The organism is Paenarthrobacter ureafaciens (assembly GCF_004028095.1).
GTDB classification, from domain to species: Bacteria; Actinomycetota; Actinomycetes; order Actinomycetales; family Micrococcaceae; genus Arthrobacter; species Arthrobacter ureafaciens.
Map to the genome: position 1 here is coordinate 21,174 of NZ_SBHM01000003.1, position 15,369 is coordinate 36,542.

At 64.6% G+C, this 15,369-nt stretch carries 10 protein-coding genes; 3 read left to right on the forward strand and 7 right to left on the reverse strand.

Annotated features, from left to right (window positions below; genetic code table 11):
* Positions 1–187: 187 nt before the first annotated feature.
* The gene (ligD, locus tag AUR_RS00460; RefSeq protein ID WP_062099183.1) at positions 188–1,213 is read right to left on the reverse strand and encodes a non-homologous end-joining DNA ligase; all 1,026 of its coding nucleotides are present in this window, start codon (positions 1,211–1,213) and stop codon (positions 188–190) included.
* A 98-nt stretch (positions 1,214–1,311) separates the two neighbouring features.
* Here ligD and AUR_RS00465 point away from each other — a divergent pair, with 98 nt between their 5' ends.
* Positions 1,312–1,977 (forward strand): alpha/beta hydrolase family protein, encoded by a 666-nt coding sequence (locus AUR_RS00465; protein ID WP_062096823.1) that lies wholly within the window; start codon positions 1,312–1,314, stop codon positions 1,975–1,977.
* A gap of 26 nt (positions 1,978–2,003) precedes the next feature.
* Here the strand turns inward: AUR_RS00465 and AUR_RS00470 are convergent, their stop codons facing one another.
* The 4 genes from AUR_RS00470 to AUR_RS00485 form a co-directional block, all read right to left on the reverse strand.
* Positions 2,004–4,103, reverse strand: coding sequence for an elongation factor G-like protein EF-G2 (locus AUR_RS00470; protein WP_062096822.1), 2,100 nt, complete (start codon positions 4,101–4,103; stop codon positions 2,004–2,006).
* Between the two features lie 96 nt (positions 4,104–4,199).
* Entirely contained in the window at positions 4,200–4,967 is a 768-nt protein-coding gene (locus AUR_RS00475) for a M50 family metallopeptidase (protein ID WP_241650827.1), read from the reverse strand.
* Positions 4,968–4,997: 30 nt separating this feature from the next.
* Positions 4,998–7,634, reverse strand: coding sequence for an ATP-dependent helicase HrpB (gene hrpB / locus AUR_RS00480; RefSeq protein ID WP_321171951.1), 2,637 nt, complete (start codon positions 7,632–7,634; stop codon positions 4,998–5,000).
* A 122-nt stretch (positions 7,635–7,756) separates the two neighbouring features.
* Positions 7,757–8,800 (reverse strand): NAD(P)-dependent alcohol dehydrogenase, encoded by a 1,044-nt coding sequence (locus AUR_RS00485; RefSeq protein ID WP_062096819.1) that lies wholly within the window; start codon positions 8,798–8,800, stop codon positions 7,757–7,759.
* Positions 8,801–9,041: 241 nt separating this feature from the next.
* Here AUR_RS00485 and AUR_RS00490 point away from each other — a divergent pair, with 241 nt between their 5' ends.
* Positions 9,042–10,883 carry an HNH endonuclease signature motif containing protein gene (locus tag AUR_RS00490; RefSeq protein WP_241650828.1) on the forward strand — a complete coding sequence of 614 codons (1,842 nt, stop codon included), beginning with the start codon at positions 9,042–9,044 and terminating at the stop codon, positions 10,881–10,883.
* Positions 10,884–11,177: 294 nt separating this feature from the next.
* On the opposite strand, the gene AUR_RS00495 is transcribed toward AUR_RS00490, so the two are convergent.
* Positions 11,178–11,816 (reverse strand): hypothetical protein, encoded by a 639-nt coding sequence (locus AUR_RS00495; RefSeq protein WP_062096818.1) that lies wholly within the window; start codon positions 11,814–11,816, stop codon positions 11,178–11,180.
* Between the two features lie 169 nt (positions 11,817–11,985).
* The gene (locus tag AUR_RS00500) at positions 11,986–12,936 is read right to left on the reverse strand and encodes a 5'-3' exonuclease (protein ID WP_062096817.1); all 951 of its coding nucleotides are present in this window, start codon (positions 12,934–12,936) and stop codon (positions 11,986–11,988) included.
* 146 nt (positions 12,937–13,082) lie between these two features.
* Here AUR_RS00500 and AUR_RS00505 point away from each other — a divergent pair, with 146 nt between their 5' ends.
* A complete protein-coding gene (locus tag AUR_RS00505) occupies positions 13,083–15,005 on the forward strand; it encodes an FAD-binding monooxygenase (RefSeq protein WP_062096816.1) in 1,923 nt (640 codons plus the stop codon).
* Positions 15,006–15,369: the final 364 nt, after the last annotated feature.

The window sequence follows — 15,369 nt, forward strand, 5'->3', positions numbered from 1 at the left end:
CGGTCCAGTTGCAGTAGTTGCCTGCGAGGGGGCGTCAGGCGGCGGCTGATCCGGCCAACCGGTGCAGGCGGTCAGCAGGCCGAGTCCAAGAAGTGCAGCCGAAAGACGCGCCCCCACGCAGCGGCGGGGGCCAGGCCGTGCCGCAACTATCGCTGGAGTCAGCCCCCGTTTCACTGTCCGACCCCGCCTACTCCTCCGGCTTGCGGGCCCGGCTGGGTTGCACGCGCATCGGCTCCCCCGGCATCTTGGGGAATTCCGGGGGGAACGGCATTTCGCCCTGGCCGTTCTTGACGTCACGCTCCCACCACTGCAGCAGGACATCGATGTTCCCGGGGGCGTCGTGCATGGTGGCCCACGGGTCCCCTGACTTCTCCAGCCGTTCCGGGACAGTCCGGATGGTGTACTTGGCGGGGTCGGCATCCTCCAGTTCGTCCCACGTCAGGGGGCAGGAAACCTGTGCCTGGGGAACCGCCCTCGGGCTGTAAGCCCCGGCAATGGTGCGGTCCCGGTTCGCTTGGTTGAAGTCCACGAAGATCCGGGTTCCGCGCTCTTCCTTCCACCACGCCGTAGTGACCTTGTCCGGCATGCGGCGCTCCAGCTCGCGTCCGGCGGCAATCACGGCATGGCGGACTTCGAGGAACTCGTGCTTGGGCTCAATAGGTGCGTACACGTGGAGGCCGCGGTTGCCGGACGTTTTGATAAAGGCGGTCAGTCCTGCCTCGTCAAGGACCTTGCGCAGTTCCTGCGCCGCCGGGATCGCATCGGCAAAGTCCGTGCCGGGCTGGGGGTCCAAATCAATGCGGAGTTGATTGGGGTTGTCCGGGTTATCTGCTTTGGAGGCCCACGGGTGGAAGACGACGGTGTTCATCTGGGCTGCCCACACGGCAGCTGCAGGCTCGTCGATGACCAGTTGCGGATGCGACCGTCCGCTGGGATAGGTCACCATCACCGACCTGACGTAGTCCGGGGCACCCTTGGCCGGGTTCTTGGAAAAGAACATGTCGCCTTCGATGGTTCCGGAATACCGTTGGAGGCTGACGGGACGGTTGCCGTTGGCGGTCACGAAGGCCTCACCCACTGCCACCAGGTAGTTCGCAAGATCAAGTTTGGTGAGACCCGCTTCCGGCCACACCACCCGGCCCGGGCTTGAAACCCGCACCTCCCGTGGGCCATCGGGACCGGGCACTGTGATGGTGGTGGATTCGCTCGCCATGCCCACAAGCTACCGTGTCCGGGCCGTGCGCGTCTGCAGCTCGGAGGCATTTCGCGCAATGCGCCGGAATATGGCCACGCGTCCTTCATGATGGATGCATGCCCCTAACGCCCCGCGCAGTGTCCATCCACGTCGGCGACGCCGAAGTTTCCGGCCTTTCGATCCGCCCCTCCAAGCCCCTCGCCACGATGGTGGTGGCCCATGGAGCGGGTGCCGGGATGGAGCATCCCTTCCTGCAGGGTTTCTCGGAGGCAATGGCCGATGAAGGCGTGGCGACCCTCCGGTTCAACTTTCCCTATCGCGAAGCCGGCAGGCGGTTCCCGGACCGGCCACCGCTGGCCATCGCTGCGTGGACCGCGGCAATGGAGGCAGCAGCCGGACTGTCCGAGGGCGAACCGCTGTGGGCGGCCGGAAAGTCCTTTGGGGGCCGGATTGCGTCCATGGCCGTCGCGGAGGGCATGAAAACGCGCGGTCTGGTGTATCTCGGCTATCCCCTGCACGCCCCCGGGAAGCCCGACAAGTTGCGCGATGAGCACCTGTACGGCATCGCTGTTCCGATGCTCTTCCTCCAAGGCACCCGGGATACCTTTGCAACGCCTGAGCTGTTGGAGTCGGTAGTAGAACGCATTGGACCGACGGCGACGCTCCAGTGGTGTGAGGGCGGGGACCACTCTTTCGCGGTCAAGGGTGCCAAACGGAGTGCGGAGGAGATCGGGGCTTCCTTGGCACCCGCCGTTGCACAGTTTGTGCGGGACAATCCCTGAGCGCTTGGCGGCAGTACCAGCCTGCCCTACTTGGGGACGGGTTCATGCCGAAGGTAGGACCGCCGGAAGCGTCCGGTGCCGGAAGTCAGGGCCCTCAACTCCACTGCGTAGCGGAGAAGTTCCTGGTCCGGCACTTCCGCGCTGATCTCGGCGCCCTCGCCGGGAGCTGCGTCAGTGCCCGTCACGCGTCCCCTGCGGCCCGAGAGGTCGCTCATGACCGCGCCCACGTACTCGTCGGGAACATTCACCACCACACTGGAAACGGGTTCCAGCAGCTGGATCCTGGTGGCTGCTGCCGCTTCCCGAAGGGCCAGCGCGCCGGCTGCCTGGAAGGCGGCATCGGAGGAGTCCACGCTGTGGGTTTTTCCGCCGGTTAGCGTCACCTTGATGTCCACCACAGGAAAGCCCTCAGCCACGCCCTTGAGCATCTGGGCCCGAATGCCCTTTTCCACGGAAGCCACGTAGGTGGCGGGGATGACCCCTCCGACGATCTTGTCCACGAACTCGAACCCCGCACCGCGCGGCAACGGTTCCACGTCGATGTCGCAGATGGCGAATTGTCCGTGGCCTCCGGACTGCTTCACGTGGCGTCCATGACCGGATGCGTTGCCGGCGAAAGTCTCCCGCAACGGCGTGATGACATCGACGGTCTGGAGTTTCACGCCCTGGGCACGCAACCTGTCCAGGACCACCTCAGCGTGGGCCTCGCCCATGCACCAAAGAATCAATTGGTGGGTGTCCTGGTTGCGTTCCACCCTCAGGGTGGGGTCTGCCGCCGCGATCTTTCCGATGTTCTTGGCGAGGGCATCCTCATCGCTGCGTGAGGCCCCTTCGACCGCGATGGGCATCAACGGTTCGGGAATGTTCCACGTCTCGATGAGCAAGGGGCTTTCGCGGTCCGACACCGTGTCCCCGGTCTCAGCTCCGGCCAGTTTGCTGATGGCGCAGATATCTCCCGCGATGCAATAAGGAACAGCTTTGAGGCTGGAACCCACGGGCGAGTACAAATGAGTGACGCGTTCGTCGGAATCGTGGTCCTCGTGGCCCCTGTCCGCCAAACCACGACCGCCGATGTGGATCGACGAATCCTCCCGCAGGGTTCCGGAAAACACCCTCACGAGGCAAACCCGGCCGAGGAACGGATCAACCGTCGTCCTCACCACTTCCGCAGCCAACGGCCCGTCCGGGTCGCAGCTCAGCGGTTTCAGGGATGACCCGTCCAGCTTCATGGCCGGCGGCGCGGGACGCGCCGGGGGCGACGGCAGGGCATCGACGAGCAGCGACATCAGCTCCTGCAACCCAAGACCGGTTTCGGCCGAGGTTGGCATGACCGGGAAGAAACGGCCCCGCGAAACCGCTGTCTCCAAATCCTGAATGAGGTCCGACAGAGGGAGTTCTTCGCCGCCCAAGTACCGGTCCATGAGGGTTTCATCCTCACTTTCGGCGATGATGCCCTCAATGAGCGGCCCACGGGCAGCTTCGAGCGCGGACTCAAGCGCCGGGTCTGCGGAGCCCGGGGGGTCGAGGACGCCGGCCACACCGTCAGGAGTGGGCAGGTACATCGGCAGTACGGCCTCTCCGAAAGCGTCCTGGCTGCGTTCGACGGCGGCGTGGAAGTCTGCCCGTGGGTGGTCCAGCCGACTGATGACCACGGCCCGGGGAAGCTGGATCTTCTCGCATTCGCCCCACAGCGCGACGGTCGCGCCGTCGATCCCGTCCACGGCCGAGACAACAAAAAGGGCCGCGTCCGCGGCCCTCAAACCGGCACGCAATTCGCCGGTGAAGTCGGTGTAGCCGGGGGTATCTATCAGGTTGACCTTCACGTCGCCCACGAGGATCGGCGCTACGGAGAGCGTGACGGAGCGCTGTTGGTGGACAGCGGACGGGTCCGAGTCGCTCACAGTGGTTCCATCCGTGATGGACCCCATCCGTGTGATGGCCCCCGTTGCCGCGAGGAGCGCTTCAACGAGCATCGACTTCCCGGCACCCGAATGTCCCACGAGTGCCACGTTCCGGACGTTGGCGGGTTGGCTGGCTGCGAGGGCTGTCCCGTTCTCGGACCGGCGGGGCTCGGGTCCGCCCTGGACTGTGGTTTTGGCCGCTTCGCGCGTACCTTTCGCGGACATGGGCACCTCCTGGGTGGTAGCCAAGTTCGTGTCCGAGCTCAGGCGGTTCGGACATGTACAAGGATTGGACACCCTCAAGCGACCACAGGGCAAGCACTAGGGACGCACAAAATCCAGCATGCCCCACAACAACCAGCCGGACACCAGCACACTTGCCGAGATAACAACCGTAAAGGCGCTCAACCAGACAAACGCCGGTGCTCCCGTGGTTCTGGCCAGGATCCACGCGTCAGAGGACTGGATCCGCGACCTGTGACGGGTGTGCACCCCGGCCAGTTTGAAGAGGTCCCGCACGGCCCCCACGGACAGCGCGATGCCGAGGGCAAGCACGACGTAGTTCACTGTCCCGGGGTCGGCGAACACCAGCAGCAGCTGGGCTACTCCCGCGCTGATGACGGCAACCAGGATGCCTGTCAGGTTACGGAGGAAGATCAAGGAGACCAAGAGGATCACAGCGCCGACGGACATGGCGGCTCCGGCCCGGCCCGCAGAGAAGGCGGCGATCAGGGCCAGCCCCACAACGGCAGGTGCGGGATACCCCCAAAAACCGGACCACGCGGCTCCGAACGCGCTGCGTCCACTGCTGACGAGCCGGCCGGAGTGGTCCAGTCCGATCCGGAGGCTGTGGACGAAGCGGCCTGTCATCAGGGCGGCGTAGGCGTGGCCGAGTTCATGGACAAACGTGACATAAAGGCCGAACCAGCGCCACGTGAGACGGGGAAGACTCAGCAGCGTCGCGCCGCCGATAATGGCCAGGAGAACCGGCAACGGCACCGTTGTGGTGTGGACGTCCGTAAAACCACGGACAACGGCCGACCACCATATTCCGGGCACGCTGGAAGAATCGACAGGGGTTTGAGTCACCGTCGCAATGCTACGCAAGAAGTCCGGGAGCTACATGCGGTTCTTGGTCCTGGCCGTGGCGGGCGCGGTCCAAGGGTCCTCCGGCCAGGGATGTTTCGGGTAGCGTCCCCGCATCTCGGCACGGACCTGGGAATACGGACCCGACCAGAACGAGGCCAAATCGTCCGTCACTGCCAGCGGCCTGCCCGCCGGCGACAAGAGATGGAACAGAACCGGTACCCTGCCGTCGACCAACCGTGGCGTGCGGTCCCAACCAAAGCATTCCTGAAGCTTGACTGCCACCACTGGCCTGCCGCCGTCGTCCGCTGCTCTTTCCGCAACCTCCGGGTAGAGGATGCGTACGCGCGAGCCGCTGGGAACCTCCAGCCGCTCCGGAACGAGGGCGTCGAAGTGAACCGCCTCCGGCCACGGCAAAAGGCGCCGCAACGGTTCTGCCAGGTCGACTGCGTTCAGCGGCTTGCCGCCCGCAAGGGCCTCGAGTTCGGGGGCAAGCCATTCGTCAAGGCGCGCCAAGAGGCCGGCCTCACTGACGTCGGGCCACGGCCCGCCCAACTCCCGGCGCAACAACGCCAGCCGTCGACGAAGCGAATCAGCCGCTTCCGACCAGCCAAGCATTGCCAGGCCGCCCCTGCCCAAAGAGGTGGCAATGGCTTCCCGCCCCGCTTCGGGAGAAGGCCGGATGGGCGTCGAGGAGACCACGATCGCGCCGATGCGCCGCTCCAAACGGGCGCTGAGGCGACCTTGATCAAACCGTGCCTCCACGATTTCCTGCACGAGGCTCGGAGCCGCTGCCCGGGCCAAAGATTCTGACAGCGGAGCAGCCGAACGAATCACGGCCCCGGTCCCGGCAGTATCGCGCCCCTGGGCCCGCGATACTTCCGCAACCGCGAGCCACTCGTGCGCGGCGAGCGGACTTCCCGCCGGCAACCCGGCGCGGGTCCCCGAGGTGAGCTGATAGCTGGAGCCGTGGTCCGATGCCCTCCGGGCGATCCGATCCGGAAACGCCAGGGCGACAACGTATCCGGGCGCCTGGTCCCCAGTCAGCTTAAGGGACGTATCGGACGGAACGACGGCGTTGCCCACGTTGCGGGTCATGGATTCCAGCCGCCGGGCTTCTTCTGAAAAGCGCCGCGACGCCGGAAGGGATCCACTGCGCATCGCCCTGAGGAGTTGCACCAGGTCTCCGCCCGGGGCACGCTGATCTCCCGACACGAGGGCCACGGTCTCTGCAGCATGCTTCCGCCCGACGGTGGAGGACCCGTCCAGCAAAGCCCTGGCCAGCCTGGGGTCAGCGGGTATTCGTGCCAGCACCTTGCCGAGATCTGTTGCCAGTCCAGCATCGGTGAGAGCCCCCAGTTCCCGCAGGACCTCCACCGCGTCATCCATCGAAGCCCGCGGCGGGGCATCGGGAAGGGCAAGGCCTTCGCCCTTGGGCGCACCCCAGCAGGCAAGCTGCAGGGCCGCTGAGGTGAGGTCGGCGACGGCGATCTCCGGGGTCTGGTGCGCTGGAGCGGCTGCATAAGCTTGCTGGTCGTAGCAGCGGACCACTGTGCCGGCACCTTGGCGTGCGGCGCGGCCCGCCCGCTGCTCTGCCGACGCCCGCGACGTTGACACGGTGACCAGCCCCGACATGCCACGCCCCGAATCACGCCGGGGCTCCCGGGAAAGCCCCGAGTCCACCACCAACCGGACCCCCGGAACAGTGAGCGACGACTCCGCGAGGGCGGTGGACACGATGATCCGCGGAGGGTCCCCGGGCCGCCGACCGGACACGGCCCGGTCCTGCTGATCCGCAGCTGCCTGCCCGTGAAGCTCCAACACCTCGGTTCCGGGAACGAGCCCGGAACGAAGCCTCGCCGCCACGTCCGAGACTTCACGGACGCCGGGGAGGAAGACCAGCGCGTCCACCGAGGGACCCCTGCGCAAAGCCCTTGCGTGGGACACCGCAGTTGTCTCCGCAATGTGGTCGAGGAATGCACGGGTTACGCCACGTTCGTCCAGTCGCTGTGACGGCGCTGGAACCCATTCCACCGTCAGGGGGTGGAGCGCCGACGGGCAGTCGACGACGGGCGCCGGCCCGCCGCCGTCCGAGGTTTGCCCGCCGTCGGAGGTTTGCCCCAGCAGGGCCGCGAAACGTTGCGCGTCAAGCGTGGCAGACATCGCCACCAGGATGAGTTCCTCACGCAGCTGCCTCACTTCGGACAACATGCCCAGCAGAAGGTCCGTTTCCAGGCCGCGTTCGTGGACTTCGTCAAGGACCACCGCGTCAACGCCGTCGAGGCCGGGGTCTGCCAGGAGTCGCCGGAGGAGGATGCCCGGGGTGACGAATTCCACTACAGTCCCGGGACCCGTCCGCGACTCGCCACGGACGGTGTAGCCTACCCGGTCTCCGAGCGGACTTCCGTCCAACGTGGCAAGGCGACGGGCGGCGGAGCGGGCAGCAACGCGACGGGGCTGGGTCACCACCACCCGCGGAGCTGTTCGGCCCCGCCGCGCTGCGACGTTGGCCACCAATGGCGGCACAAGAGTTGTCTTGCCGGTTCCCGGGGGTGCCTGCACGACGGCCGTGCCGCCGTCGTGCCCGCTTTCCAAAGCGTCGGCGAGTTTGCCCAGGGAACCGGCGAAGACCAGGCCGCTTCCGATGGCATCCAGTGAAAAAGTCACCAGCCTATTGTTTCAGGAGTTCGGGGGCGTCCCCATGCTGGCTGGCTTGGGTGCTGCGTGCCTCGGCGTTGGATTGCCTCGGCGTTGGATTACCTGGGCGATGGAGTGGCTGGGCGATGGCGTGCCTAGGCGATGGTGGCCGCATCGATGACGAAGCGGTACCGAACGTCCGAGGCGAGGACGCGCTCGTAGGCTTCGTTGATCTTCTCCGCGGGAATGACTTCGATCTCGGCACCGAGGCCATGCTCGGCACAGAAATTGAGCATTTCCTGGGTTTCGCGGATGCCACCGATCGCAGACCCGGCGAAGGACCTGCGTCCGCCGATCAAGGCGCCCGCTTGGACAGGGAGCGGTTCTGCGGGGGCTCCCACGTTGACCAACGTTCCGTCCAGGGCGAGCAGCTTCAGGTAGGCGCTGATATCAATGGATGCGCTGACGGTGTTGATGATGAGGTCGAAAGTTCCCCCGAGCTTCTCGAAGGTGGCGGGGTCGCTTGTGGCGTAGTAGTCCTTGGCCCCGAGCTTCAAGCCGTCCTCCATCTTCTTGAGGGACTGGGACAGCACCGTGACCTCAGCACCCATGGCGCTGGCTAGCTTGACAGCCATGTGGCCCAAGCCGCCGAGTCCCACCACAGCGACCTTCTTGCCGGGTCCCGCGCCCCAGTGACGCAGGGGTGAATAGGTGGTGATTCCGGCGCACAGCAGCGGGGCTGCGACGTCGAGGTCCAGCGATTCCGGGATGGAAACAACGAAATCTTCGTTCACCACCACGTCGCTGGAGTAGCCGCCCTGGGTGATGGTGCCGTCGAGGTCCACGGATCCGTAGGTGCCGACGTTGCCGTTCAGGCAGTACTGCTCTTCGCCTGCTTCGCAGTTGGCGCATTCCTTGCACGAATTGACCATGCAGCCCACGCCGACGCGGTCGCCGACCTTGTGCTTGGTCACCTCGGAACCTACTTCAGTAACGATCCCGGCTATTTCGTGTCCGGGTGCCAGAGGGTACTGCCGCGTGCCCCATTCGCCGCGGACCGTGTGGATGTCCGAGTGGCAAATGCCAGCGAATTTGATGTCGATGTGGACGTCGTGCGGGCCGACTTCGCGACGCTCAATGGTGGTGAGGGCGAGGTCTCCTGTGGCCGAAGGGGCAGCGTATGCGGTAGCGGTAGGCATGTTTCTCCTGCGTTATAACGATGTGCGGATACCTCCATCTAACCCTGTATTCCGAAGTCGAGGGAGGCACTGTTGAGACTGGGATGGAGAGTCCTACCCAGTACGACGTACCGAATGTGTACCCATCCGAGGGTCCATTTACCGGAGTCTCGGGGAGGTTTCGGCTGGTTTCCTGGCTTGTTTTTCCACATAGGGGCTGAGGGCTGGTTACAGGGTTTGGGTGGGGTGGAAGGCTTGGTTTATGGGTTTGAGCGGGCAGGTTGTGGTTGAACGGGCGGGTAGGCCCGGTGCTGCTGCTGCCAACGGCGGTGGACCTCCCGGCGTCGGTGACCTTCCCAGCAAATACCCTTCCGGCGGCGGTGGGGTCGTTGAGGATGTCATGGAGGCGTTGGAGGACGGGGCGGCGGTGTTGGAGGCTGCCCGTGCCCTGGCGTTACCGGCAGGACACGTGTTCGATGTTCAGGAAGCAGCAGACTTCGCTGCCCGGGTCGAGGACCTCTCCCGAAGCATCGGCTACCTGCAGATCATCGCAGCCCACGCGGTCGAGCGCACCCGTACCGAAGCCAAACACAACCCCGCACAGACCGCCCCGGGCTGGCGGACCGGCTGGACCCAAACCCCACACCCCGCCCACCCGCACACACCCGGCACCACTGCCCGGGCCGGCCGTCCGGCCTCCGTTGCCGGTGCCGGTGCCGTGCTTGGAGCCGTTGCGGGGTCCGGGCCTGTCACGTCTTCTGTTGCGGGGCCTGGTTCGGTACTTGATGACGGGTACCGCAACGCCGCCGAGTTCCTGCGCGCCAGGCTCCGGATCGATATCCGCGAAGCCCGCCGCCGCCTGACCCAAGCCGCGCTCCTGCTGCCCGGAACCACCCTCACCGGCGAAACCATCACCCCACGCCACGAACACCTCGCCACCGCGTTCGCCGCCACCGACGTGCCCTCCCGCTCAGCGACCATCATCACCACAGCCCTCGAACGCGTCGCCTTCATCGCCCACCCCGACACCCTCACCACCATGGAACACGCCCTGACCCGCACCGCCACCGACAACGACCCCGACTTCCTGGCCAAAACCGCCCAACACTGGATCAACCGCATCGACCACGACGGACCCGAACCCACCGAAAAAGAACTCCGCCCCATCCAAGGAGCCTTCATCCGCAAACCCCGCCGCGGACTCCACCACATCGAAATCTTCGCCACCGACGAACAATACGAAACCCTCATCACCACCATGAACACCGCCACCAACCCACGCCTAACCCCACACAACAACCCCAACACCACCAGCGCGGGCACTACTGCCAGCCCCAGCACCGTCAGCGCCGTCAGCGCTGCCACCAGCGTCAGCAACGCCAACACCGTCAGCACGGTCAGTGCCGTCAGGGTCAGCGGGCGCAGCACACCCGGGCCCGAACTGGACCGCCGCTCCCGCGCCCAGAAACTCCTCGACGGTCTCATCACCGGCTGCAACTACGCCTTGCGCACCGGCAGACTCCCCGCCAACGGAGGCCTCAAACCCCAACTCACCGTCACCATCGACGCCAACGACCTCTACCCCCGACTCCAAAACCCACCACACCAGCCAACCCAGCCAGACCAGCCAACCCGGCCAGCCCGGCCAGACAAGGGCGGCTCCTCAGCCCGGCCGGGCAGCGCAACAGCGACCTTCACCGGCCCCATCCACGCCAGCACCATCCGCAAAATCGCCTGCGACGCCGACATCCTGCCCGTCCTCCTCGGAACCAACGGACAAATCCTCGACATCGGCCGCACCACCCGGATCTTCCCACCCCACATCCGCAAAGCCATCGCCGCAAGAGACCAAGGCTGCACCTTCCCCGACTGCACCATCCCCGCACCCTGGTGCGAAGCCCACCACATCACCTACTGGTCACAAGGAGGCACCACCAGCACCAACAACGGCACCCTCCTGTGCTCACACCACCACCACCTCATCCACAAAGAACAATGGAAAATCACCACCCACCAAGGCATCCCATGGTTCACACCACCACCCCACATCGACCCCACCCAAACACCCCAACGAAACCACCACCACACACCCCACCGAACATGACACCCTGCCCCAAAACAGGAAACACCCACGGCCACCCCGACACACCCCGGTCACTTGGCGCGCCCCCAGCCACCCCTCCGCGCCTCCAGCAACCCCTCCGCGCCCCCAGCCAGGGAGCCTGGGCGCCTTGGGACAACAAAACAACAGGACCCTCCGCAATCACGAAGGATCCTGTCACTCAGAACCGCTATGCCCTGGTATTCAGTCAGTTGTCCTGCAGTGGGGAAACGGGTGCGCTACGGCTTCCGAACCCAATGGCTCACCTGGCCCCTCACCGCGACCGGCGGGACTACGTCAGCGGGCTCCCCCTCCAATGACTCCTGCCTCCACGGCTTTGGTCACTGCGTCGGCCTCGGCCTGGGTTAACTTGCCGTCGGTGACGGCTTTGTCGAGCCTGGATTTCAGCTCGGCGGCACGGTCTGACTTCGCCTCCGAACGTATCTCTTCGAGGGCCGCCGTGACCTTCGATTCCTCAACACCCAAGGAGGAAGCCAACGACTTTGCCAGCGCAGCCTCCATCGCTGCCCGGTCCGGCCGTCCGGTTTCGGATCCCTTGGACTGCTCGGTTCCATCCGACGGCGTGCTTCCCTCCGAGGGTTTAGTGTCGTCAGACGGAGCCTGAGCGGGTTTGTTGGCGTCGCGGAACGCCTTCAAGGCGTCGGTGACTTTGGTTTCATCAACCCCCAGCTTGGTAGCCAGTGCAGAAGCCAGGTGGCCTGCATCCCGTCCGGGGCCGCCGTGACGGCCATGTCCCTTGCCCGGTGCCAACCCGTCACCTGACGTTTGGCCTGGCGTTGCCGCCTCACTCGGCGTCGACGTTGCGGCGGGGTCCGGCGTCGTCGTTGCCGAAGCCATGCTCGTAACACCAAGTCCGGTGCCGAGGGCCAATGCTCCCGCCGCTAGACCCAACGTGATTTGCTTGGTTCTTGACATAACTAGTCCTCACTTCGCAACCGCCAGGTTGCGTCACCGTTGTTGCTGGTGGGCAGCCGGGTTGCTGCCCTGACTCAAGAGTGCGGTGACCACCCCGGCGGAGGCTGATGCGAAGCTGTTCATTGGCTGTGAACGTATGGACAAAGCTGTGAGCCGACCAGCCAGGGCATCACCGGGGAGCGTCGAAGGCGTCGAGCAGGCGTTTCACGGCACCGCCCAGGTTCCATTCAGTGCTGAGCTCCTGTAACTGGTCACGGGAAGCCCCGTTCACCGGTTTCAACTGTGCGCCTACCTCGTCGAGGGAAGGCAGGTCGAGGTCACGGACCACGTTGACCACCGCAGGAGCTACCTCCAGGTAGTCGGCGGCCGCGGCGAGTTTTGCTTTAACGCCGGCGGACAGCCCGCCGTCGGCCGCTTCTGCCGCCTCGAGGAGGCCGGCGAGTGAACCATGTGTGGCGAGCAGCGACGCAGCTGTCTTCTCGCCGATGCCCGCCACGCCCGGCAGTCCATCGGATGAATCTCCCCGGAGCGTGGCGAAGTCGGCGTATTGCTGCGGCAGGACGCGATACTTGCGCACGACGTCCACCTCTGTCAGTACCTCAAGGTTCTTCATGCCTCGGGCCGTGTAGATGACACGGATCGACTTCTCGTCATCCACCAATTGAAAAAGGTCCCGGTCCCCCGTCACAACGTCCACCGGCATGGACTGTCGGCCCGCATAGCTTCCGATCACGTCATCGGCCTCGTGATCGTCGACGCCCACCATCGCGATTCCAGCCAGCTCAAGCACGTGGCTGATCAAGGGAATCTGCGCTTGGAGGGCTTCGGGAACAACCTCGACGTCGGGACCTGAACTTACCTCTTCCGCCACTCGGTGGGATTTGTAGCTGGGTATGAGGTCCACCCGCCACTTGGGCCGCCAGTTGTTATCCCAGCAAGCGATCAGATGCGTTGCCTGATAATCCGTGGTCAGCCTGGCAATCATGTCCAGAAGGCCGCGGACGGCATTGACCGGGGTGCCGTCCTTTCGGCGGATGGTGTCCGGAACGCCATAGAAGGCACGGAAGTAGAGCGAGGCAGTGTCCAGGAGCATAAGTCGGGCCATACCTGATCCTGACATGAGGTGACGCTGTTTGGAGTGATTCGGACTTGTTCGGTGATGTGAGCCGGATTACTATGGTATTCGCAATAATCGAACACCGCGTTCTATTATAGAACACACCGGCATCCCAAGGTTGCCCCGTCACAAAGAAGTGAGGAAAGCCCGTGCATTTCCACCACCACGGTTACGTATCCGGCGACCCCAGAGTTGAACCTGCAGCCGGCGTGGGGATCAACCGGCCGGAGGATCTACCCGATGAGGTCGACGTGCTCATAGTTGGGTCAGGCCCCGCAGGGATGCTGACGGCGGCCCAACTGGCCCAGTTTCCTGATATCACTGCGCGCATCGTGGAACGTCGTCCGGGCCGCCTGGCCATCGGGCAAGCTGACGGCATCCAGGCCCGCAGCGTCGAAACCTTCCAGGCTTTCGGTTTCGCTGAGCGGATCATCGCCGAGGCCTACCGCATCACCGAGATGGCGTTCTGGAAGCCGGACCCGGAGGACCACTCCAGAATCGTCCGTAGCGCGCGGGCAGTTGACGACCCCACCGGAATCAGCGAGTTTCCCCACCTGATCGTGAACCAAGCGCGCGTGCTGGACTACTTTGCCGAGTTCATGGCCAACTCCCCCGCAAGGATGAAGCCGGACTATGGCTACGAATTCCGCAGCCTTCGGGTTACTGACAACACCGCCTACCCCGTCTCCGTGACCCTCGTTCACAGTGCAGGCCCCTTGGAAGGGCAGGAACGGGTTATCAACGCCAAGTACGTAGTAGGTGCCGATGGTGCCCGGAGCAAGGTCAGGGAGTCCATCGGATGCCACCTGGCCGGGGACCAGGCCAACCACGCGTGGGGCGTCATGGATGTCTTGGCGGTGACAGATTTCCCGGACATCCGCACCAAGTGCGCCATCCAGTCCGGCTCGGGCGGCAGCATCCTGCTCATTCCCCGCGAGGGTGGCCACCTGTTCCGTATGTATGTGGACCTGGGCGAGGTTTCCCCGGAGGACCACGGCGCGGTCCGTAAGACGACCATCGAGGAGATTATCCACAAAGCCAACCAGATCCTGCATCCCTATACCCTGGACGTGCGCAATGTCGCCTGGCACAGCGTTTACGAGGTGGGCCACCGGCTGACGGACAGGTTCGACGACGTTCTGCCGGAGGAGCGCGGCAAGCGTACCCCTCGCGTGTTCATCACCGGCGACGCCTGCCATACCCATTCCGCCAAGGCCGGGCAGGGCATGAACGTCTCCATGCAGGACGGATTCAATCTCGGTTGGAAACTCGGCCACGTACTGGAAGGCCGGAGCCCGGAGTCCCTGCTCGATACCTATTCCGGTGAACGGCAAGTGGTAGCCAAGAACCTCATCGACTTCGACAAGCAATGGTCATCCCTCATGGCCAAAAAGCCCGAGGAATTTGAGGACCCCACGGAACTGGAGAACTTCTACACCAGCACCGCAGAGTTCCCGGCCGGCTTCATGACCCAATACACCCCCTCCATGGTGGTTGCCGAGGCAACCCACCAGGACCTTGCAACTGGCTTTCCGGTCGGCAAGCGCTTCAAGTCCGCCCCCGTGCGACGGGTCTGCGACACCAACCCGATCCATTTGGGCCACCATGCCAAGGCGGATGGGCGCTGGCGCATCTATGTCTTCGCCGACGCGGCACCGGCAGGCGCCCCTGGCCCAGTGGCCGACTTTGCCGAGTGGCTCGAGACGGCACCGGACTCACCACTGGCCGCTACGCCGTTGAACCTTGACCGCGATGCCTGGTTCGACGTCAAGGTGATCTATCAGCAAGACCACACCGAGGTGGACATCAACGCCGTGCCGGAGGTCTTCAAACCCGCCGTCGGCCCGTTCAAGCTGACGTACCTCGAGAAAGTCTTTGGCACGGACCCTACGGCAGACATCTTCGACGAACGGGGCCTCAGCCGGGATGGCGTTGTGGTGGTGGTCCGGCCCGACCAGTACGTCGCCAACGTCCTGCCGTTGAGTGCCACGGCGGAACTCGCCGACTTCTTCGCAGGCCTCAGGCCGGCGCCGAAAGCCAAGGAGGCGTTCGCACCTGGCACAAGAGCCTGAGAGAAGCGCCAGGCCAGCAGCGCCTAAGTAATTGGGGCCAAAGAACAAACGTGGAAATAGTATCCGCAGGGTCTTGCCTGCCCTGAACTTCAGGTCTAAAATTCCTGCAACCTAGGCGAGGTATAAAGATCCTCTCACGCAAGCAGGTACATATGACCGGGCAAGTACTCCCCGGCGGGAAAACTGCGTACCCGATGCGGCAACCAAGAACCACGCGTCAAATAATCGAGTAGTGACTACTCGTGCCCCACTATGACAGCCCCCAATAGTTTGGACCCCAACGTCAAGTTGTTTGACTAATAGGAGGTTCAGGTGGATTTGCTCCACTCGCACACAGCACAGGCCGTTCGAATTGGGGGCCAGC

What these genes read in the sequence shown, in the direction of transcription:
- AUR_RS00490 (WP_241650828.1), top strand. Translation starts at nt 9,042, where the DNA reads ATGGGTTTGAGCGGGCAGGTTGTGGTTGAACGGGCGGGTAGGCCCGGT.
- ligD (WP_062099183.1), bottom strand. Translation starts at nt 1,213, where the DNA reads ATGGCGAGCGAATCCACCACCATCACAGTGCCCGGTCCCGATGGCCCA.
- AUR_RS00485 (WP_062096819.1), bottom strand. Translation starts at nt 8,800, where the DNA reads ATGCCTACCGCTACCGCATACGCTGCCCCTTCGGCCACAGGAGACCTC.
- AUR_RS00500 (WP_062096817.1), bottom strand. Translation starts at nt 12,936, where the DNA reads ATGTCAGGATCAGGTATGGCCCGACTTATGCTCCTGGACACTGCCTCG.
- AUR_RS00495 (WP_062096818.1), bottom strand. Translation starts at nt 11,816, where the DNA reads ATGTCAAGAACCAAGCAAATCACGTTGGGTCTAGCGGCGGGAGCATTG.
- AUR_RS00465 (WP_062096823.1), top strand. Translation starts at nt 1,312, where the DNA reads ATGCCCCTAACGCCCCGCGCAGTGTCCATCCACGTCGGCGACGCCGAA.
- AUR_RS00470 (WP_062096822.1), bottom strand. Translation starts at nt 4,103, where the DNA reads ATGTCCGCGAAAGGTACGCGCGAAGCGGCCAAAACCACAGTCCAGGGC.